This is a genomic window from Larkinella harenae (genome assembly GCF_054780515.1).
In genome coordinates, this window is record NZ_BAAGWE010000003.1 from 237123 (window position 1) to 256140 (window position 19018).

The 19018-nt window shown below is 51.6% G+C and carries 16 protein-coding genes; 4 read left to right on the top strand and 12 right to left on the bottom strand.

The window, feature by feature from the left end; all coding sequences use genetic code 11:
* Nucleotides 1-16: 16 nt before the first annotated feature.
* The 6 genes from ACYVH9_RS17975 to ACYVH9_RS18000 all read right to left on the bottom strand — a co-directional run bounded on the left by ACYVH9_RS17975 (nucleotide 17) and on the right by ACYVH9_RS18000 (nucleotide 9511).
* Nucleotides 17-1123 carry a hypothetical protein gene (locus tag ACYVH9_RS17975; protein WP_460637776.1) on the bottom strand — a complete coding sequence of 369 codons (1107 nt, stop codon included), beginning with the start codon at nucleotides 1121-1123 and terminating at the stop codon, nucleotides 17-19.
* Nucleotides 1124-1179: 56 nt separating this feature from the next.
* Entirely contained in the window at nucleotides 1180-2562 is a 1383-nt protein-coding gene (locus tag ACYVH9_RS17980; RefSeq protein WP_460637777.1) for an FAD-dependent oxidoreductase, read from the bottom strand.
* Between the two features lie 80 nt (nucleotides 2563-2642).
* Entirely contained in the window at nucleotides 2643-4076 is a 1434-nt protein-coding gene (locus ACYVH9_RS17985) for a RagB/SusD family nutrient uptake outer membrane protein (RefSeq protein WP_460637778.1), read from the bottom strand.
* A gap of 103 nt (nucleotides 4077-4179) precedes the next feature.
* A complete protein-coding gene (locus ACYVH9_RS17990; protein WP_460637779.1) occupies nucleotides 4180-7530 on the bottom strand; it encodes a TonB-dependent receptor in 3351 nt (1116 codons plus the stop codon).
* A 258-nt stretch (nucleotides 7531-7788) separates the two neighbouring features.
* Complete coding sequence (locus tag ACYVH9_RS17995) at nucleotides 7789-8829, bottom strand: FecR family protein (RefSeq protein ID WP_460637780.1); 1041 nt, start codon at nucleotides 8827-8829, stop codon at nucleotides 7789-7791.
* A gap of 106 nt (nucleotides 8830-8935) precedes the next feature.
* The gene (locus tag ACYVH9_RS18000) at nucleotides 8936-9511 is read right to left on the bottom strand and encodes an RNA polymerase sigma factor (protein ID WP_460637781.1); all 576 of its coding nucleotides are present in this window, start codon (nucleotides 9509-9511) and stop codon (nucleotides 8936-8938) included.
* Nucleotides 9512-9691: 180 nt separating this feature from the next.
* Here ACYVH9_RS18000 and ACYVH9_RS18005 point away from each other — a divergent pair, with 180 nt between their 5' ends.
* The 4 genes from ACYVH9_RS18005 to ACYVH9_RS18020 all read left to right on the top strand — a co-directional run bounded on the left by ACYVH9_RS18005 (nucleotide 9692) and on the right by ACYVH9_RS18020 (nucleotide 13420).
* On the top strand, nucleotides 9692-10063 hold the full coding sequence (locus ACYVH9_RS18005; protein WP_460637782.1) for a BlaI/MecI/CopY family transcriptional regulator: 372 nt from the start codon (nucleotides 9692-9694) through the stop codon (nucleotides 10061-10063).
* Nucleotides 10060-12039 carry a M56 family metallopeptidase gene (locus ACYVH9_RS18010; RefSeq protein ID WP_460637783.1) on the top strand — a complete coding sequence of 660 codons (1980 nt, stop codon included), beginning with the start codon at nucleotides 10060-10062 and terminating at the stop codon, nucleotides 12037-12039. Before ACYVH9_RS18005 ends, ACYVH9_RS18010 begins: the two co-directional genes overlap by 4 nt.
* Nucleotides 12040-12126: 87 nt before the next feature.
* Nucleotides 12127-12474, top strand: a complete 348-nt coding sequence (locus ACYVH9_RS18015; protein ID WP_460637784.1) for a TonB-dependent receptor plug domain-containing protein — start codon at nucleotides 12127-12129, stop codon at nucleotides 12472-12474.
* Between the two features lie 7 nt (nucleotides 12475-12481).
* A complete protein-coding gene (locus ACYVH9_RS18020; RefSeq protein WP_460637785.1) occupies nucleotides 12482-13420 on the top strand; it encodes a TonB family protein in 939 nt (312 codons plus the stop codon).
* 42 nt (nucleotides 13421-13462) lie between these two features.
* On the opposite strand, the gene ACYVH9_RS18025 is transcribed toward ACYVH9_RS18020, so the two are convergent.
* The 6 genes from ACYVH9_RS18025 to ACYVH9_RS18050 form a co-directional block, all read right to left on the bottom strand.
* Nucleotides 13463-13885 (bottom strand): hypothetical protein, encoded by a 423-nt coding sequence (locus ACYVH9_RS18025; protein ID WP_460637786.1) that lies wholly within the window; start codon nucleotides 13883-13885, stop codon nucleotides 13463-13465.
* 134 nt (nucleotides 13886-14019) lie between these two features.
* Nucleotides 14020-14532, bottom strand: coding sequence for a SixA phosphatase family protein (locus ACYVH9_RS18030; protein WP_460637787.1), 513 nt, complete (start codon nucleotides 14530-14532; stop codon nucleotides 14020-14022).
* 54 nt (nucleotides 14533-14586) lie between these two features.
* Complete coding sequence (locus ACYVH9_RS18035) at nucleotides 14587-15792, bottom strand: M20 metallopeptidase family protein (protein ID WP_460637788.1); 1206 nt, start codon at nucleotides 15790-15792, stop codon at nucleotides 14587-14589.
* Nucleotides 15793-15897: 105 nt separating this feature from the next.
* Entirely contained in the window at nucleotides 15898-16596 is a 699-nt protein-coding gene (locus ACYVH9_RS18040; RefSeq protein ID WP_460637789.1) for an RDD family protein, read from the bottom strand.
* A gap of 9 nt (nucleotides 16597-16605) precedes the next feature.
* Entirely contained in the window at nucleotides 16606-17790 is a 1185-nt protein-coding gene (locus ACYVH9_RS18045) for a glycosyltransferase (RefSeq protein ID WP_460637790.1), read from the bottom strand.
* Nucleotides 17791-18891, bottom strand: a complete 1101-nt coding sequence (locus ACYVH9_RS18050) for a glycosyltransferase family 4 protein (RefSeq protein WP_460637791.1) — start codon at nucleotides 18889-18891, stop codon at nucleotides 17791-17793.
* Nucleotides 18892-19018 lie beyond the last annotated feature (127 nt).

The window sequence follows — 19018 nt, forward strand, 5'->3', positions numbered from 1 at the left end:
ACCATCGGCATTGCCGCTATAGCTTGTGTTGCGCCTTGTAGGCATTGACCTGTTCAGCCACAGTTTGGTCAGCAATATTCGCATTTTTCAGGTAGTTGTAAGCCTTCTGCGCCAGGAAATTATTCTCATGTTTCAGTAACCGGGCAATGGCGCGAACGGTTTCCAGATCGGCAACTTTTTGTTTTTTAAAGAGATCCAACACATTAGTCAGCAGTTCGCCATTCGTTGCCGATAGGTTTTGAACCAAGGCGTTTTTGATCTGATCGTTCAGGTGCGGGGCCTCTTTTAGTTTTGTAACAATCAGGTTCTTAAGGCTGTAATTAACGCTTTCGTATTTTTCAAATAACGCCAGTTGCAACGCATCTTTTTGAAGTGCTTCTGGACTCAAGGCATTGATGGCCCGCTCGGCCCGGTTGAACTGGTTGTTGTCGATAAAACTCAGGACGGTTTTCTGCAAGTCCGGCGTCAGTTCAACATGACCGCGAATGTGGTTGAGCGCCCAGAGCTTATCGCTGGCATCCGGACTTTCCAGAATTTTCAGCAAAAAACCGGGCGACAGCCGCTTCTCGGTCAGCATTGTCACTTCCTGCTGCGCCGGACCGTACACGATATGCCACAATTTATACGTCGTGTACACCGCCCCTTCGACCACGTAATCCAGCACGTTTTTAGCCGTCGCCGACGAAACCGCGTCAACGCCGGGGGTTTCCGTCGCCGGTTTAGGAGCCAGTTCTTCGTAGGAAAAATTGGCCAGTGGCGAAAACGGATCAGCCAGCAACTCGTTCAGACGCGTGTATTCGGCTGGTTTGAACGGTTCGTGTTCGGTTTTGCTCAGGAACTCCCCTTTCGGCAGTTCATACCCTAAATACCGTCCCGTCACGTTCCAATACACCACAATGTCGAGCAACCGACACTTGTTGTCGAAGCAGACACTGGTTTTAATTTTTCGGAAATACCAAACCGGATACCCTTCCCTCAACCGCGCCTGAAACAAGGTGTCGTTGTCTATGTCGTCCTTAAAATCAACGATATAAGCCTGTACGGTATCCGGCTTCAACGAAATTGTTTGCGACTGAAAATAGCGTATCGTATCTTGACTTCGGTGGGCCAGAAGCAAAAGCATTCCTGCGGAAAGTACGGCGAGTAACCCAAATCTCTGAATACGCTTCATACGCCAAATCAGCCTTTTTGAGCCGAACCCGGCACAATACCGCCGTGTTCTTCAATCAGTTTGCGGAGATCGCCGAACGGCACCTCCAGCGGGGTTTTGTTCTGCATACTGGCCAGAGCTGCAGCCGCACCAGCCGCCTGCCCCATGCCCATGCAGGATGCCTGCACCCGCAACGCCGAGTTCGCCAGCCGATCGCTGCTCACCGAGCGGCCTGCAACCAGAAAATTCCGGCTGTTTTTCGGGACCAGCGCCCGGAGCGGAACGGTCGGCACCACCCCTTCTTTCAAATGATCGGGCACCACGCCGTTTTCGTCGTGCACGTCAATCGGGTAATACGAATACGAAACCGAATCGTCGAAGACCTTGCCGGTAACGTAATCCTCGTGCGTGATTTTGTAGTGACCGTCGATGCGGTAGGTTTCGCGCACACCGGTTTCGTTCTGCACGTCGATGATCTTCGTTTTTTCACATCCGGGCAGGGTCCGCAAAAACCGCAGGGTCTTCAGCAGCGACGACCGGCCCTGGATATTTGCCAGCGTATGGGTTTCGGAAGTCGTGGAATCGGCACCCAGCACGTGCTGAATGTTGTCTCCGGCGCTTTTCAACAGCCCGACAATGTTGTTCCTAAAATCGGTTTTGACCAGCGTTCCTTTCTTGATTTCCTCCTGATAACGCGCCCGAATCAGATTCAAATCCAGCGACTTGAAATCGTAGCCGCCAATCTGAAACATCAGCGTTCCCGGCTGCGTCACCGACTCGCGCAGCAGCGTATAACCGGCTAGCGAAGCCGCGTAGGCATTCCCCGTGCAATCAATCAGCTGATTGGCAATGATTTGGGTGCTGGCACCTTTTCCAACCGTTTGCACCACCCAATTTCCCTTCTGGAAAACCGCACTGGTAGGCGTTTCGTAAAACCGGAGTTGAACGCCCGCTTCAATGGCTTTTTCTTCGATCAGCATGGCATACAACTGCCCGTTCAGGCGCACCTGATGGCGCGGGTGGTTCCGACCGTGCGGAATCGAAAAATCCGGCAGCGTATCGTCGTTCAGCGCCACGGCTTCCTGCACCATCTCCCAGCCGATACCGCCGATGACCTGCTTGCCCCAGGCAAAGAAAATACCCGGATAGGCCACCCCGCCGGTGGTGGTGGTGCCGCCGAGCTGGCTGCCGTTTTCCACCAGAATGGTTTTGCGTCCGGCCCGGGCCGCCTGAATGGCCGCAACCACGCCCGCCGTTCCGCCCCCAATTACCAGAATGTCGGTTTTCAGGGTTTGTTTCTGCAATTTATACGGTTCGGCCAGCACCTCGCCTTTTGCCAATGCCGGAGCCGCCATGCCAAAGGACAAAGCGCCGAGGGCGGTTAACGCCGATCTTCTTTTTACTTTTTCCATAATTTTCCCGTTTTCGGTTTACGGTTTTCGGTGGGCTGACGCATGTGTACCCACCAAAAACCGTAAACCCATCCATTATTTTAATACCCCGGATTCTGATCTTTGGCCGGATCAAGACCTTTGTTGTAGTTCATTTCGGAGACCGGAATCGGCCACAGGTAATGCTTATCGACAATCGTTTTTCCTTTGGCCGCCTGAATCACTTCTTTAGCTTTACCGGTCCGTTTCAGGTCAAGCCAGCGTTTGCCGCCGAGTTGAAACTCGTACGCGCGCTCCCGCAACACCAAATCCCAAAAGGTAACAGCGTTGTAATCGGTTAATTTGAAATCGATGGTAGACGGTGTCGTGGCGGTTTTTCCGTAGGCCCGGCGATGCACCTGATTCAAAGCTTCCAGGGCGGCAGCCGTTGGGCCGTTGGCAGCCCGGCTGGCGGCTTCGGCGTAAATCAGCAACACGTCGGAATAACCGTACACCGGATCATCGTTTCCCGCGCCGTTCTGCGCCACCGCCTGTTGATCCGCAAATTTGGAGCTAACGAGCGTAGTAGTTCCCAGACCGAAGTTGATTACATCCCACAGGCCTTTCCGCAGATCGCCGTTGTCCCAGGCTTTGTAAAATGCATTGGTGTTGTCGGCGTACACCGCGTAGGCCCCTCCGAAATTGAACAGTTTGGTGTTGGGGTGATTTGAAATCCAGAGCATGTAGTTCCCCTGGCTGACTTGCCGGGCGTATTTCAAGTAAAAAATCTCCTCGGACGTTGATACCAGATCCGGCCCCCAGACCTTTGTTTGAAAATCCGCTTTGGTCGTCACCGGCACGAGCGAATACTTGTTGGCTTTCATTACCTCCTCAGCCTTATCCCGCGCTTCGGCAAAATGGCCTAGTTGCAGATACACGTCGGCCAGCAGCGTTTTGGCGGCCCATTTGGTTGGTCGGCCCGCAACGGCAGGGTTTTCGGGTAGGTTGGCTTCGGCTTCTTTCAAATCGGCCAGAATCAGGGCGTACACTTCCTCAGCGGTATTTCGCTTTAGGTCAATGTTGTCCATGTTTTCTTCGGTGCGGATCGGAACCCCGGCCCAGTTGCGAACCAGTTGAAAGTAGTTGAATGCCCGCATGAACTTGGCCTCGGCGACATACTTGGCTACGTCAGTGGGGCTGATGGCCGTTCCTTTTGGGGCATTACGGATCACCAGATTAGCATTGCGAATGCTCAGGTAAAACGCTCTCCATAAATCACTTACCCGCGTGATATTAGCGTCGTTGAATCCCTGAAAATCGCTGAGTTGCGCCCAGCTTCCGCGTCCAAAGGCATAATCGGTCTGCGCTTCGAGCGTCGCTTCGTACACGCTCATCTGATTGTTACGCAACGGCGAATAAATACCGTTGACCGCCGTTTCAACTTCGGCTGCGGTGTTGAAAAACATTTCAACCACCAGGGATTTAGGCTCTTCTTTCAGGGCATCTTCGCACGCCATCAGAAACAGAGCCGGGAGAAGGAATAAGAGTTTTTTCATCGTTCTTGAAGAGTGAGAGAGCGAAAGAAGGAAAGAGTGAAAGTTTTTACGAAAGTTCTGCGGAATGACTCGCTCTTTCGCTCATCCACTTTTTCGCTCATTGTTAAAAGCCGACCCGCAGGCCGAAGGTGATGGATTTGGCAACGGGATAGCTGTAAAAATCGAGGCCTTGCGCCGTGGAATTCTCTCCCCCGCGGGAGTTAACTTCCGGGTCCCACCACGAATAGTTGGTGAATGTCAGCAGGTTCTGCCCGCTGGCGTACAGCTGAACAGAACGCACCCAGCTTATCTTCCAGGCCTGCAACGGCAGCGTATACGACAACAGCACGTTTTTCAGGCGCAGGAATGAGCCGTCTTCCACGTACCGATCCGACGCCCGGGCGTTGACGTTGTTGCTAATAATGGGGTATTTGGCGTTCGGATTCGTGGGCGACCAGTGGTTCAGGAATACTTCGCGGGGCATGTTCAACCCAAAACCGTAGTCGATGGTGCTGCCCATGGCGCTGGCGTTGAAAATATCATTCCCCTGAACACCCTGCACAAACAGATTCAGCTCGAAGTTTTTATACGACATCGTCGAGTTAAAACCGTAAATGAATTTCGGATTCGGGTCGCCGATGTATGTTTTGTCCCTTACGGTTATGCTACCATCACCGTCTATATCTTTGTATTTGATCTTTCCCCGCTCGTCGTAGCCGTCCTCGGCATAGCCCCAAAACTGACCGATGGGCCGCCCTTCGCGCAGAATACTGGTTGCGTCGTTGATAACCACCACCCCAATTTGTCCGCCCAGAATATCCTGGCCACCGTACAGTTTCACGACTTTATTGCGGTTGAAGGCGATATTGGCGTTGGCGTTCCACTTGAATTCGCCCGTCAGAATCCGACCGTCAAGGCCCAATTCCAGACCCCGGTTTTGCACTTCGCCCACATTCTGAATGGTGTTGTTGTAACCCAGCGACGACGGCAACGCTACGGTATTCAGTAGGTCGCGGGTATTTTTGACGTAATAATCGGCCGTTAGCACCAGCCGATCCCGGAAAAGCCCCAGATCAACCCCAAAATCTTTTTGTTCGGTGGTTTCCCATTTTAGGTTACCCGGCAAAACCGTTCCCGGCGTAAACGTATTGTAAAAGGTCTCGCCAAAGATCGTTTTGCCCGAACTCAACTGGTTCAGCGTCGCGTAGGGCGCAATGGCCTGGCTACCCGTCAAGCCCCAACTGGCCCGGACCTTCAAATCAGAAATGAAAGGATGGTTTTTCAGGAACTCTTCATTCGAAGCCCGCCAGGCAAGTGCTGCCGACGGAAAAGAGCCCCACTTGTTTCCTTCGCTGTATTTCGAGGAACCGTCCCGACGAAAACTCACCGTTGCCAGATACTTGTTATCGTAGGAATAATTGACCCGAGCTAGGTACGACACCAGAGCCCATTTGGCATAGCCAGAACCCGGAATACCCGGCGTTATGGCCGCCGACAGATCACTGGTTTCAAAGGCATCGCTCAGAAAACCGTTCCCGCTTCCGGTTAGAAAAGTCCGGGTAAAATCTTGATACGTAAAACCCGCGACGGCGGCCACGCTGTGCTTCTGGTTAAAGGTCTTGTTATAGCTGATCGTGTTCTCACTCAGCAGACTTATCGCCTGATTGGTGGTAATGCTGGCGCTACCCTGTGAATTGACAAATTTGCGCGTCGTATACCGGTCATCCCGATCGTCGCGGTTTTCGATCCCACCCGAAATCTTGATCGTAACGTCTTCGATGGGTTTGAATAACAACGCGGCATTGAGCAGAGCGACGTTGGCCTTCGTTCGAATATCCTGCTCGTTGATGAAGTTGAGCGGATTGACCATGTCCGTGGCCACAAACGGATAAGCTGTGGCTAGCACACGGTAGCTGCCATCATCGTTGTACGGCGTCAGCGTGGGCGGGGCCGAAAGACCACCCGCAATCATCGAGTTGCCGCGGCTGCCCCCCCCGCTGTCTTTCCGGCCAGTGTTCAGCCGCGACAGGGTTCCGGCAAAATTGAGGCTGAACTTGCTGCTGATGGTGTGGTTGATGTTGGTCCGCAGCGAATATCGTTTGTAGTCACTGCCCTTTACGATGCCGTCCTGATCGAAGCTACTTCCCGACACCGAGAACTGGGTTTTGTCGTTTCCTCCGCTCACGTTCAGCGAGGTATTTTTCATTGGCGCGCTTTGAAAAACCAGATCCTGCCAGTCAAATCCTTCGCCAAAACTGTTAATCTGGTCCTGCGTAAAATACGGCTTCAGGTTATCGTTGGCGGCCTGTTCGTTGTAAAAGGTGGCGTATTCCCGCGCGTTCATCAGTTCGAGCTTTTTTCGGAGCGTTTGTATGCTGTAGCTCGTCTCGAAATCGACGCGGGTTTTGCCAGCCCTTCCCTGCTTGGTTGTAATGATCACGACGCCGTTGGCACCCCGCGAGCCGTAGATGGCTGTTGCCGACGCATCTTTCAGGATTTCCATGCTCTCGATATCCGCGTTGTTCAGAATGGTCGGATTGGTACCTGAAATCGGAAAACCATCAACGACATACAACGGCTCGTTGCTTCCCTGAATGGAATTCGTTCCGCGAATGCGGACGCTCACAGCCGCCCCCGGCGCTCCGGTATTCTGTAGCACCTGCACCCCAGCCGCCCGACCCGTCAGCGCCTGGAGCACGTTGGTTGCCGGATAAGCGTTCAGTTCTTTTGATTTCACCTGCGCCAGCGAACCCGTCAGATCGGATTTCTTGACGGTTCCGTAACCGACCACCACCACTTCTTCCAGGCTTTTGGTATCTACCTGCAACCGCACATCCAGGCTCGTCCGGTTACCAACGGCAACTTCCTGATTCAGGTAACCGACAAACGAAAAAACCAGCGTTGCGGCTCCATCGGGAACATTCAATCGAAATTGCCCATCCCCGTCGGTGGAGGTGCCCCGCGTGGTGCCTTTAACGACCACACTGACGCCCGGAAGGCCCTCGCCTTTCTCGTCGGTCACTTTCCCGGCAATGTCCCGGTCCAGTGGCTGCTCGGTCTGGAGCTGGCTGCTGCGGGGCGAAATACCGGGAAGCGGGGGCGATGAGGCCGATGGTTTACTGAGTAAAATCTGCTTCTTGCCCACCACTTCATAGCTGACAGCCGCGTTTTTGAACAACTGGTCCAAAACTGTCGACAAGGGCTGGTTCACGACGTTGATCGACACGCGCCGGTCGGCCTGGATTTGCTGCGGAATGTACGAGAAGGTTACTTTCGCAACCCTTTCTAGGCGGGACAATACGGTACTAATCTCCTGATTGGCAACCGACAAGGTAACGGGTTGCTCCAGTACAACCTGCGCTTTGGCGGTTTCGGCGTAGGTCATCCCCACGAACAGCCAGGCACAGAGCAATTGGGTAAAGGTGATACGCATAAGGGTAAGGGCGAATGCGTGATTGAGTCGAGGTAATTTCATACCTTTGATCGTTTTTGTTTAAGGGTTTAAGCAAAGACAAAGCAGCCCCATCCCATCTGAAAAGATGTGTCGAACTCAGCAGTCGATATTTGGGGTATTAGCCGGTCGGCGATGCTTGGACCCATCGCCGACCTTTCTTTTTAGTTTTCGGTATACGGTTTTAGGTTCATACTCTTTATTGGATGTTTTAGTGAATTCCTGCTCAATTTGGGTATCGATTAATCAAGATTCAGAGTTCGATAAACTGAAAACCGTACCCTACGAGCATCCGGGGCTGGTGATGACAATCTGAGCGTCGATGATCTTGTACGTCGCCCCCAGCAGTTTACAGACGATGGTTAGTTTATCGTATAGATTTTCCTGATCCAGCGACGTAGTGATGTGGCAGTTTGCCATCAGTTCCTCGTCGTACACCACATCCACCCCGTAGGTTTTTTCGATGGCCGTCATCAGAGCCGACACCGGCGCGTTCTGAAACGTAAACGTGGGTACGTCCTTCGGCTGAACCAGAACGGCGGGTTTCTCCACCAGCGTTTTCACCAGCCGGTGCTCCTGATCCAGGTATGTCACCTGTTGATTGGGAGTCAGCACGACACCAATGGTTTCGGGATCGGATTTGGTACGGTTTTCACCAACCAGCTTGGGCGAATAGACCGATACCCGCCCCGTCCGGACAGCCACCTGCACGTTGCGGTCACTTGGGTAGGCTTTGATGCGAAAACTGGTGCCAAGTACTTTGGTAATCAGGTCGTGTGAATACACCAGAAACGGCTGCTGCGGATTTTTCTGCACGTCGAAGAAAGCCTCCCCGATCAGCGTCACCTCGCGTTTTTCGCTGGCAAACGCAGCCGGATACCGGAGTGTACTGCCCGGTTGCAGGGTTACCACACTCTGATCGCTCAGCACCAGCCGTTCGGGTTTCGTTGAAGTGTTGGTTCGTTCCAGCAAAGCCGGTTGATTTTGGACCGTCGTTTCCGATTGCACCAGCGGTTTCTGGTCGGATGGCCGCCCGAAAAACCAGCCTAAACCAATGGTTAGCAGCACGACAGCAGCCGCTGCCCAATAGGGCCGAAACCACAACCGCCGGGTTACCGGGATTTCCGGTGAATCACGAACGGTTCGGTCAGCCAGCGCTTGCCAGTTCCGGTCCAGAAGCTGTTGCTTTTCGGCTTCGGTAGTCGGCAAATCCACGTCCGTATCCAGCGAAGCGTACCACTGATCAAGCAAAGCCCGTTCCTCGTCGGTACATTCCCCTCTCCGGTATTTGGCCAGCAACTCCTGGTAGTATGCGCGATCCATCGGCTTTTGTCGTTCGTTCAAAAGGCTAGACGAACAAGACCGAAAATTCCCTAAGACGTTTTGTGCTTTTTTTAAGATTTTTTTTCAGGTCGGTAAGAAGAGACCGTCAGGAGATAAAGAACAATACCCAAATCGCTACGAAATCACGCAGATTTTGACGCAGAAAAGCAGTGGATCGGGCGAGGTGGTATTCGATGGTTTTCTCGGAGAGATTCAGCCGTTGGGCAATTTCCCGGATGGTCAGGTGTTCGAACCGGTTAAGAATAAACACTTCGCGGGTTTTCTCGGGCAGTTGAGCCAGGGCGTGCTGCACGGCGTCAGAAAGTTCGTTTAATTGTAGGGTTTCGGTGGTCGAAAATGTTTCGGCTGGGAAAAACTGCCGGAGTTGCTCCATGTAATGTTCTTCCCGAATATTCCGACGAATGTAATCGATCATCAGATTTTTGAGCGATACACCCAGAAACGCCGGTACGTTACTAATTCGCAACGAATCCCGTTTCTGCCAGAGCATCACAAAAAGCTCCTGAGCCAGCTCTTCGGCTACTTCCTTCCGCCGAAGTTTGCGGTAGGCCGTTACGTACATTTTATACCAGTACCGGTCATATAATTCCCTAAAAGCCTGCTCGTCGCCATCGCGAAGCAGATCCAGTAGCTCCGTATCAGTAAGGGGTTGCAGCGACATTCGGTCGTTTTTTATAGACAAAATTGCGATAGACCTAAAACAGGTCAAAATATTCGGCCCTTTTAAGTTTTCTCGGCTTCAAAAAATTTCAAACAAAAAACTAATACATTAGTTGTAAAACTAAATCATTAGTCATACTTTTGACTTACACTCAATTAAGATCAACTTATTCTAATTAATATGCAAGTTCGTGAATTGACCAATGCCGAAGAAGAAATTATGAAAGTATTGTGGAAGCTGGAAAAAGGATTCGTCAAAGATGTGCTGGCCGAACTATCCGAACCCAAACCCGCCTACAACACCGTTTCCACCATCATCCGCATTCTCGAAAAAAAGGGGCTGGTAGGCTATCGCGCCTATGGCAAGACGCACGAGTATTATCCGCTGATTACGGAGGAAGAATACAAGCGTTTCGAGATGGAGCAGCTTATGTCGGGATATTTCGACAATTCGCTCAAGAAACTGGTTTCATTTTTTGTGAAAGACCGCAACCTGAGCCTGAAAGAAACCGATGAAATTATCGAACTCTTAAACCGTCAGAAAGACTCATGAACGCGGTACTTGATTACTTCCTGAAAGCGAACCTGTTTCTGGTATTGTTTTACGCCTGCTACTGGTTATGGCTCCGAAAACATACCTTTTTTCAGCTCAATCGGGCCTACTTGCTGGCCTCGGTTATTCTCTCACTGCTGCTACCCTTCATCGAGCTTCCCACCGAAACTGTCGAAACCATTCCGATACCCGTTGGCGCATTTACCCTATCCGTGGTGGCAACGGCTCCGACCGAACCAACCGGGCCGGCTTGGGAAACCATCGGCTACTGGACTTATGGACTGATCGCCACGGTTTTGCTGGGTCGGCTGCTGGTGCAGATGACGGGGATCGGGCGGCTGATCCGGCGCTCCGAACAGCACAAACTGGACGATTATACCCTGGTGCTGCCCGCCGATGAGCGCGTACCGACCTTTTCCTTCTTCTGGTATCTGGTCATGTGCCGCCGGGACGCCCAAACCGCCAACACACCCATTATCGCCCACGAACTGGTGCACATCCGGCAACGCCACAGTTTGGACATCCTGCTGCTGGAAGTTGTGCAACTGGCTTTCTGGATAAATCCAATCCTGATTTTATACAAGCAGTCGATTCAGCAGGTACACGAATTCCTGGCCGACGCTCAGGCCGAAGACAAACATCAGTACGCTACGTTTCTGGTCAATTATGCCTTTGGTGTACAGCCAGCGGCCTTAACCAACGGTTTTTTCAAACCATCGCTGCTCAAGGAACGGATCAAGATGCTGCAACGACGGACTACCAGCCGCTGGGCTTTGGGAAAATACGTGCTGGTGCTGCCGCTGCTGGTCAGCCTGGTGGCCATGACAACCGCCCGCGACGAAATCACGCAATTGGTTTCAACGGTTTCAGACGAAAAAATAACGGTTTCGGGCAACGTAACCGATACAGACGGAAAACCGCTTGCGGGCGCTACCCTCGTTGTTCGTGGCACAACCACTGGTGCACAAACCAACGCGCAGGGACGTTATGAACTAAAAAATGTTCCTTCCAACGCTAATGTCGTTGCCAGTTTTGTTGGCTATACCACACTGCAAAAAGCGGTGAACGGTAAGAAAACGTTGGACTTTACCTTACGGGCAAAAGTTGATTCGCTGGATCGCGTGGTCGTTGTTGGGTATGCCACGCTGCCCAATCAATCGGCTCCGGCAAAACCAGCTACGGCCCCTGCTCCTACCCAAAAGCCGGTGAATGGCCAGCCTTTTACAGTAGTTGAAGAAATGCCGGAATTTCCGGGTGGAAAAGCCGCTTTAGGTCAATATCTGAGCAAAAACGTGCGGTATCCGGCGGATGCCCAGCGCAATAATACGGACGGGACGGTTCTCGTCCAGTTTACGATCGGAACCAACGGATCGATTTACGGCATCCGGGTAAAAAAAGGCGTGGGCGATGGCTGCGATGAAGAAGCCGTTCGGATTATCGGGAAAATGCCAGCCTGGAAACCGGGGACGCAAAATGGTAAACCGGTGGCCGTTCAGTATGTATTGCCTATTCAATTCATGCTAGAAGGCAAGCCGGAAAAGCGCACCGGCCTTCGGCTGAACGACACCCCAAATCCGGTCAATGTCATCGTTAGCTCCCCATCCGGCCTTGATCCAAAAGCCCAGCCGCTGTACGTTGTGGATGGAAAAAAAGTTGAGCCTGAGGAATTTAATTCAACCATAAAACCCCAAGACATCGGATCGATCAATGTCCTGAAAGATGCCTCAGCGACGGCTGAATACGGCGAGGAAGGCAAAAACGGGGTACTGTTGGTAACAACTAGGCAGAAAGCCCTGGGCGAGAAAATCCGGCAGGCTGGTCGCGTGGATTATGACGGAAAACCATCAGCTTATATGCTGGATGATAAACCTATCTCGCGGGAACAATTTCAAAAACTTGATCCCAATACAATTCAGGATGTAACCGTCGATCACGCCAAGCCCAACTTCACAATAAAAGCAACAACCAAAAAATAAGCTTAAAAGCCGGACATTCTTACCACCTGTTTTGGCCGGGAATGCCAGCCCCGGTGCTTTATTTCCCAAAGTAAAAAACGAATCATCATGACACAGATATCAGAAATCAATCGCCAAACGATAAGACTATATGGTTTTATCGCCCTGTTCTTTGCCTCATTGGCCAGTTTAACGGCCTGTGAAGAACCAGCCAGCAAAGAAACCGTTCAACAACCGAGCGGAACTGTTTCGCTCCGAACAACAGAACCTACCACGCAACCGCTTTATATTCTGAATGGCAAGAAAATGGACGTTTCTTCCGCCAAAAAGGAGCCCTTGTCGGATTTGAATCCCAATGACATTCAATCCATTGATGTCCTGAAAGGGGAAAAGGCTATCAGCAAATATGGGCAGGAAGGCAAAAACGGGGTTATCCTGATCACTACAAAAAAATAAAGCGCTCATGAAATCGCCTAAACCCCTCTCCACCCGCTTCCGATTCTGCCAACGGCGGTTCGACAATCGGCTCATTTCGTACACCTTTGGACCAAAACCATCGGCTTTTGTAACCCCGTTTTTTCAATCTTCAACCTTAAAACAGCGTATTCTGATGCTCCAGAAGTCGAAAACCAGCCGCTGGGCAATGGCTAAATACGGTTTTTCAATTGTACTCATTGCCAGTTTGTTCGTCTTCGTCGCAGCCTGCGAAGACCAATCGAAGAAAGATGTAGTGAGTCAGGAACGGATTAGGGTTTCGGGGCAGATTTTTGGTTCCAACGACAAACCGATCCCGGGTGTCGATATTGTTCTGAAAGGGGGGCAGACGGGCACCAGCACCGACGCCAATGGAGAATACCAATTCAACGTGCCCGGCAACGGCACCCTGGTCATTTCGTTCGTCGGTCACCAGAGCATCGAAATACCGGTCAACGGCCGGGAGGCTCTTTACGTCCGGCTCGCCCAACCCACCGACGGTAGACCATCCACTTACTGGACCGGCACGCCCAAAATTCCGAAACAAGCCAACTTCGATGACTTACTCAGACGAAAACCCGTTGATGACGGCAAAGGCGAAATTTTCACCGTGGTGGAAAGAAACCCCGAATTCCCGGGGGGAATGGCCGGACTCGGTAAGTTTATTAAGGACAACATGCAATATCCGGAAGCCGCCAAACGAGCGCAGGTTAGTGGAAAGGTCTTCTTATCTTTTGTAATCAACACCGACGGCAGTTTTCAGGATGTGCAGGTGCTAAAAGGAATTGGGTTTGGCGCCGATGAAGAAGCGGTTCGGGTAGTCAAATCCATGCCGCGCTGGAAACCGGCTACGCAGAACGGAAAGCTGGTGCGGGTTAAATATAATCTACCCATTCGATTTGCGTTGGATGAGTTAGATGAAGAGTAAACGAAAAGCCCCGACACCGTTAAGGGTCGGGGCTTTTGATTGTTAGCGTTGCCGGCTTCGGGGAAACAATTGCATAAACCGCTTGTAAAACTGTTCGTACACATCGGGTGCCTTCCCTTTTTCCCATCCCACGGGAAACTCGGTTTTAGCGCGCTTCCAGGTAATCGTTACATCGGGATTTTCCGGTTTCTCCAGTTTGGTTGTTTTGATCTTGCATTCCTGCTCCAACCGGGCGAAAGTTCGTTGTGTCGTATCTTTCTTTTGTTGACCGAGTTGCGTAAACGCGCCTTCGCTACCCTCCCGGTAAAACAGCAAACCGTTGTCTAACAGACGGTATTCCGGGCGATTCGTATCACTTCCTAACTCCACCACAATTTGCCGGCCCGTATACCGGTTCGGAAACAAAGACCCCGTTGGTGTTGGCTGCTGCGCGTTCGATACCCCAACCAGACCCATCCAAACCAAGCAAGAAAGAAAGAACAAGCGTACTATTGAAAAACTCATTAAACGTATTTGAATTTGGGTTAACATCTCTACTATTCTTAACTGCCTAAACAGAAAAAAATTGTCCGCTTCCGTCGTTCCGTTCCTGAATCAACCTACTCGGGGCCGGTTGGTTTCCCATAGGTTTCTTCCCGCAACCGAACCGACGTTCCCAGCAACCCTTTCTGCCGGGTCACAATGAATAAATTATCAAAGTCGTCTGCCTCTATTTGCGACTTACTTGGCTTCGTTCCCAAGCCTTTGACAATGTCCAGAATGGTGTTGCTGTGACCCACAACCAGTATATTTTTGCCTTTCGCCCACATCACCCGTTCCACCACCGCCGAAATCGGCTTTGCCGGATACGACTCCACCGGGAGGTTGAGCTGATGCGCCAGTGGCAGGGCAGTTTGCTGCGTTCGGCGGTATGGCGTGGTCAGAATCAAACTAATGCGTTCATCGTCCAGCCGTTCGGCCAGGTCCTGCGCCCGCTCAAAACCAACGGCGGTCAGGCTGCTGGTATCGGCCTCGCTTACCTTTTCCGCATGGCGAACGATATAAATCCTTGAGGTCGAGCAGGCCGTCAAACCGAAAGAAAGCAGCAAAACCGTCAGCAGTTTCTGGTTCATTGTGTCCTTTTTATCGAATCCATTAGTATCGTTAAAATCCTGATCAGTGCCCTCTTAACTTTTCACTCTTAACTCCTCCATCGCCAGCCAGCTCATCAGGCCCGCGCCAATTTCCAGAGCCGATTCGTCGATATCGAACGTGGGCGTATGAACCCCGGAAACAATACCGCGTTCTTCGTTGCGGGTGCCAAGCCGGTAAAAACACGAATCAACCACCTGCGAATAGAAGGCAAAATCTTCGCCCGCCATCCACAAATCCAGATTCACCACGTTTTCCGGTCCCATATATTCCGTAGCAGCCGAACGCATGCGCCGGGTTAATTCGGGGTGATTTTTCAGGAATGGATACCCGCGCACCACCGTAAATTCGCAACGGGCACCCATCGCTTCGGCCATCCCCTCCGCCATTTTTTTCATCCGACGCAAGCCATCTTCCCGCCATTCTTCGTCCATGCAGCGGAACGTTCCTTCAATGCTTACTTCGTTAGGAATCACGTTCGTCACGCCGTCGGCAATAAACCGTCCGAACGACAAGACCGAAGGGTTCGCGGGCTTACGGTTTCGGCTAATGATTTGCTGCAATGCCACAATGATGTGTGACGCAATCAGAACGGGATCAACCAGTTGGTCGGGCATCGCACCGTGCCCTCCTTTCCCGATCACCGTCAGGTACAGTTCGTCCGTGCTGGCCATGTACATGCCTTCCCGAAAACCAATTTTACCGACCGGAACATTCGGAGCAACGTGCTGACCGATCATGCTGGCCGGCGCCGGATTTTCCAGAACACCGTCCTTGATCATCAGCGAAGCACCACCCGGCGCTTTTTCTTCCGCCGGCTGAAAAACCAGTTTGACCGTTCCTTCGAACTGATCACGGAGCTCCTGCAAAATCCGGGCGGTTCCGAGCAGCGACGACGTATGAACATCGTGCCCGCAGGCATGCATTACGCCCTCCACAGTCGATTTATACGGCACATCGTTGGCTTCGTGGATCGGCAGTGCATCCATATCCGCCCGCAAGCCAACCACCCGATTTGCCGACGAACCACCATTCCCAGCCCGCCCTTCAATCAGCGCAACCAAGCCGGTGTTGGCAACACCTTCCTGCGGAGTCAGTCCGATGGCTTTGAGCTTTTCGGCCACAAATTTCGCCGTATTGTATTCGTTAAACGACAATTCTGGGTTGGCGTGCAGATGCCGCCGGTTGGCAACGATGTCAGCAGCATACTGCCGGGCCAGGGTTTTGATTTGATCTTTCATATGCTGTACCCACGGACTTTAGTCCGTATTTTTTGAATGCATAAACCTGACCGATCTTCCAGCCGGAAGCGCCCAGGCCTGCCAGGTTTGAGTTTGAAATCGATTTCAGGACGTCATGAACTGATAGTCACTGACCAGCGTTCGCAAAAACGTGGTATCATCCAATTCGGAGCGCACCCCGATTACTTGTTTAACTTTATTTGCCGCCAGCGTGCTGATTTCAGGGTTGTTCAACCGCAAGGCTTCCTGAATAATTCCCAGATCGCGGTCAGAAAGCTGCATGACTTCCGGAAAACGAACCTGGTACTCCACAGGTAAGGTACGGTGCATAACGTGGTCGAGTGTAATCGGTCGCGTCAATTTGACCACCGTCGTTCCGGCGGCAATGTCCCCGATGCGTTGCCCCCGTCCGTTCACCGCAATCACCACCAACGGAATAATGCCCCCCATAAATACCGGTGACTCAACCAGTCGCAACAACCAACGGAGCAGGTATGCCCCCAGACCGGGTGGCGAGCCATCAAGCATGACCACTTGGATCTTTAAGGCTATTTTTCCCAGACTTTGCCCGTTCAGGAACAACTCACAGAGTAAGTCATAGAGCATGAACGGCAATGCTAAAAAAAACAGGGTAAAAAAAGTACCGGCAAAAACGCCCGGAAACAATCTAAATAGCACGAAATAGAGCGTCAGCCAACCCAAAAACACCAAATAGTCGAGCAACAACGCCAGAATCCGGTCGCCCAGGCTAGCGGGCTCGTATTCCAGCGTAACATTTTGGGAAGTCTGAATAGAAACCGTCATAGCAACAAACTACAGATGATTAAAGATAGTCTCTGCAAAATAAACGTCCGAATTGCGTTCGGCTAACTTTTGCAAATTGGTTGCTGAATACGGTATTTTTTCCGTCAATACGCGTTGAAGCAAGGTCCGAATGGCCGCGGGCGAGGTCGTATCGGCGACAACGCCCAACTGCTCGGTCTGCACCAGATGTCCTAGATAACCGTAATCGGAGGCTAACACCGGTTTACGCGAAACAGCGGCCCGGACCACCATCGACGCCATGCCAACGTGTTTTTGGTACAACGCCAGAACGTAGTCCGACAATTCAAAAAATACCTGAATCTGTCGCCCTTTTATCTCTTCAAAAAACCGTATAATCTGCACTCCTTCGCCGATTTCGGCTATTTTTTGCTCAATCTTTGCCCGAAAATCAGCCTGAACGGGGCCAGCCAGAATAAGGCACACCTTTTTTTGCTGTTCGGCGGGCAACTCTTTCAGCGCTTCCAGCAGCGGTTCAATGCCTTTACGATCATCCAGGTACCCGAAAAGCAGAAAAATCCGGCGCCCGGCTTCGATCCGCAATTGTTTCCGTAACTGTTCAATCTCGTCGGGTTTGATAGCATACGACTCAACCGGGTCGGCCAACGGCCAAACATTCACGCGCGGGCTTAGGGTCCGTAGCCCTTCCACCGCCGAATGATCCAGGCAAAACAAATTAGCCAGACTTCGCTGACGCAAAACCCCATTCAGTGTTACCTTTTTTCGCAAACCGTTCAATTGAGCTTTCCAGCCGGGATTTCGTTTGTAATGAAAATCCGGACGGAAATAAATGCCCGAAACCCGGCAGGGTGCCGACCGCCCCAGCCAGGCCCCCAACTGAAAAATATCAAAATACATCAACAGCGCGTGCGTAGGCCGGTGCGCATCCAGGTAACGCAGCAGGAGATTCCACTCCTTGAACGAGCGCGATAACATGGAGGCACCGTGAACGGCCTGAATATCCGCGGACGGAATGGGCACAAAGTGAACATTGTCGGCCCCTTCCTCCTGGTCCACCAGTTCGTCAAAGCACGGCTGAAAGGATTGTTGAGTCACCACGATGAGTTCGCCCGTCAGTTGATGGCGTATCCAGTAGTTGATTAAATGCGTCAGATAATCAGCGTGATGTCCGTTGATGATCGTATCAAAAAGCAGGATTTTTTTCGCTTTGTTCACTTATACTACCTGTTGATAAACCTGAAGTGTTTGACTTGCCATTTTTTCCAGCGAAAAATCCCGGCTCCGCTCTTGGCCTTTCCGAATCAGCGACCGGCGTAGCGACTCATCCAGAATGATTTTCTCCAGTTGATGCTGCATATCCGCTTCCGATTGTGGGTCAAAATACAAAGCAGCCTCCCGGGCCACTTCCGGAAAGCAGGAAGCCCGACTCAAAACCACCGGACAACCAGCCGCAAACGCTTCCAGAACCGGAATTCCGAAGCCTTCGTAGAGCGACGGATACACAAATGCCAGCGCGTTCTGGTACAGCCGGTACAGGATCTGGTCGTCAATGCTGCGCTGGCTAACCCGGTTGGCCAGCCCGAGGCTTTGAATGGCCTGGTTTTCTTCCGGACTGAACGGTCCGCCCCCGGCGCAGATCAACTGCACCTCGGGGTGTTTTCTCAGCACAGCCGCTACCGCCTTCAGAAAAGGAATAAAATTTTTATAATCATTCCGTGCCCCAACGTACAGCAGATACGCTCCCGGAACCTGAATCTGAAACGTTTCGGGAACGGTCAACTGCTGAAAAGCCGTTGCATGATGCACCACACTAATTTTTTCCGGTTTGATCCGAAAGAGCTCCATCAGATCGTTCTTGGTATTTTCCGATACCGCAATGACCTGCGCCGACCGATCGAGCAATTGCTGCTTCAGTTCCTTCGATGCATTGTCAATATGCCCAAACTGCGCCCCGAATTTATCCTTGATTGCATCGTGATACGTCAGCACGAACGGTTTTTTCGTGTGCTTCAGAAAGTAAGGGTGGAAAAATGTCGGGTGAAAAACGTCGTATTGGTTTCGCTGCAACTGAGTAATACTCCACAACCGGTTGACTTGTGAAAAGAGCATATTGGTGGGCATAAAACCCAGAAAATACGAAAATGACTGCACCCGAAAGGCATCGCTCTCCAGCAAATAGGCATTGTTGGAAAACAAAATAGACAGTTGTGTCTGGATCTCTTTCTGCCGAAGCGTTACCATCAGGTCGTAAAAATACCGGGATACACCTCCGTATCGTACTCCGGTAAAAGCCTGATGGTCAAACAATATTTTCATATCCGATTCAAATGCGCACGAAAGCTGCAAACTTACGGAGAAACCCTTTGACAACGACTATTTGTTTTTGAAATCGACGGTATTGCCCCGTTTCCGTGGATTGTTTTGAAAAATGGGATTTGATTTG

Coding starts and splice junctions, on each gene's coding strand:
- ACYVH9_RS18050 (WP_460637791.1), bottom strand. CDS start 18,891: ATGAAAATATTGTTTGACCATCAGGCTTTTACCGGAGTACGATACGGA.
- ACYVH9_RS18040 (WP_460637789.1), bottom strand. CDS start 16,596: ATGACGGTTTCTATTCAGACTTCCCAAAATGTTACGCTGGAATACGAG.
- ACYVH9_RS18030 (WP_460637787.1), bottom strand. CDS start 14,532: ATGAACCAGAAACTGCTGACGGTTTTGCTGCTTTCTTTCGGTTTGACG.
- ACYVH9_RS17980 (WP_460637777.1), bottom strand. CDS start 2,562: ATGGAAAAAGTAAAAAGAAGATCGGCGTTAACCGCCCTCGGCGCTTTG.
- ACYVH9_RS17985 (WP_460637778.1), bottom strand. CDS start 4,076: ATGAAAAAACTCTTATTCCTTCTCCCGGCTCTGTTTCTGATGGCGTGC.
- ACYVH9_RS18020 (WP_460637785.1), top strand. CDS start 12,482: ATGAAATCGCCTAAACCCCTCTCCACCCGCTTCCGATTCTGCCAACGG.
- ACYVH9_RS18015 (WP_460637784.1), top strand. CDS start 12,127: ATGACACAGATATCAGAAATCAATCGCCAAACGATAAGACTATATGGT.
- ACYVH9_RS17975 (WP_460637776.1), bottom strand. CDS start 1,123: ATGCTTTTGCTTCTGGCCCACCGAAGTCAAGATACGATACGCTATTTT.
- ACYVH9_RS18035 (WP_460637788.1), bottom strand. CDS start 15,792: ATGAAAGATCAAATCAAAACCCTGGCCCGGCAGTATGCTGCTGACATC.
- ACYVH9_RS18010 (WP_460637783.1), top strand. CDS start 10,060: ATGAACGCGGTACTTGATTACTTCCTGAAAGCGAACCTGTTTCTGGTA.
- ACYVH9_RS18005 (WP_460637782.1), top strand. CDS start 9,692: ATGCAAGTTCGTGAATTGACCAATGCCGAAGAAGAAATTATGAAAGTA.
- ACYVH9_RS17995 (WP_460637780.1), bottom strand. CDS start 8,829: ATGGATCGCGCATACTACCAGGAGTTGCTGGCCAAATACCGGAGAGGG.
- ACYVH9_RS18000 (WP_460637781.1), bottom strand. CDS start 9,511: ATGTCGCTGCAACCCCTTACTGATACGGAGCTACTGGATCTGCTTCGC.
- ACYVH9_RS17990 (WP_460637779.1), bottom strand. CDS start 7,530: ATGAAATTACCTCGACTCAATCACGCATTCGCCCTTACCCTTATGCGT.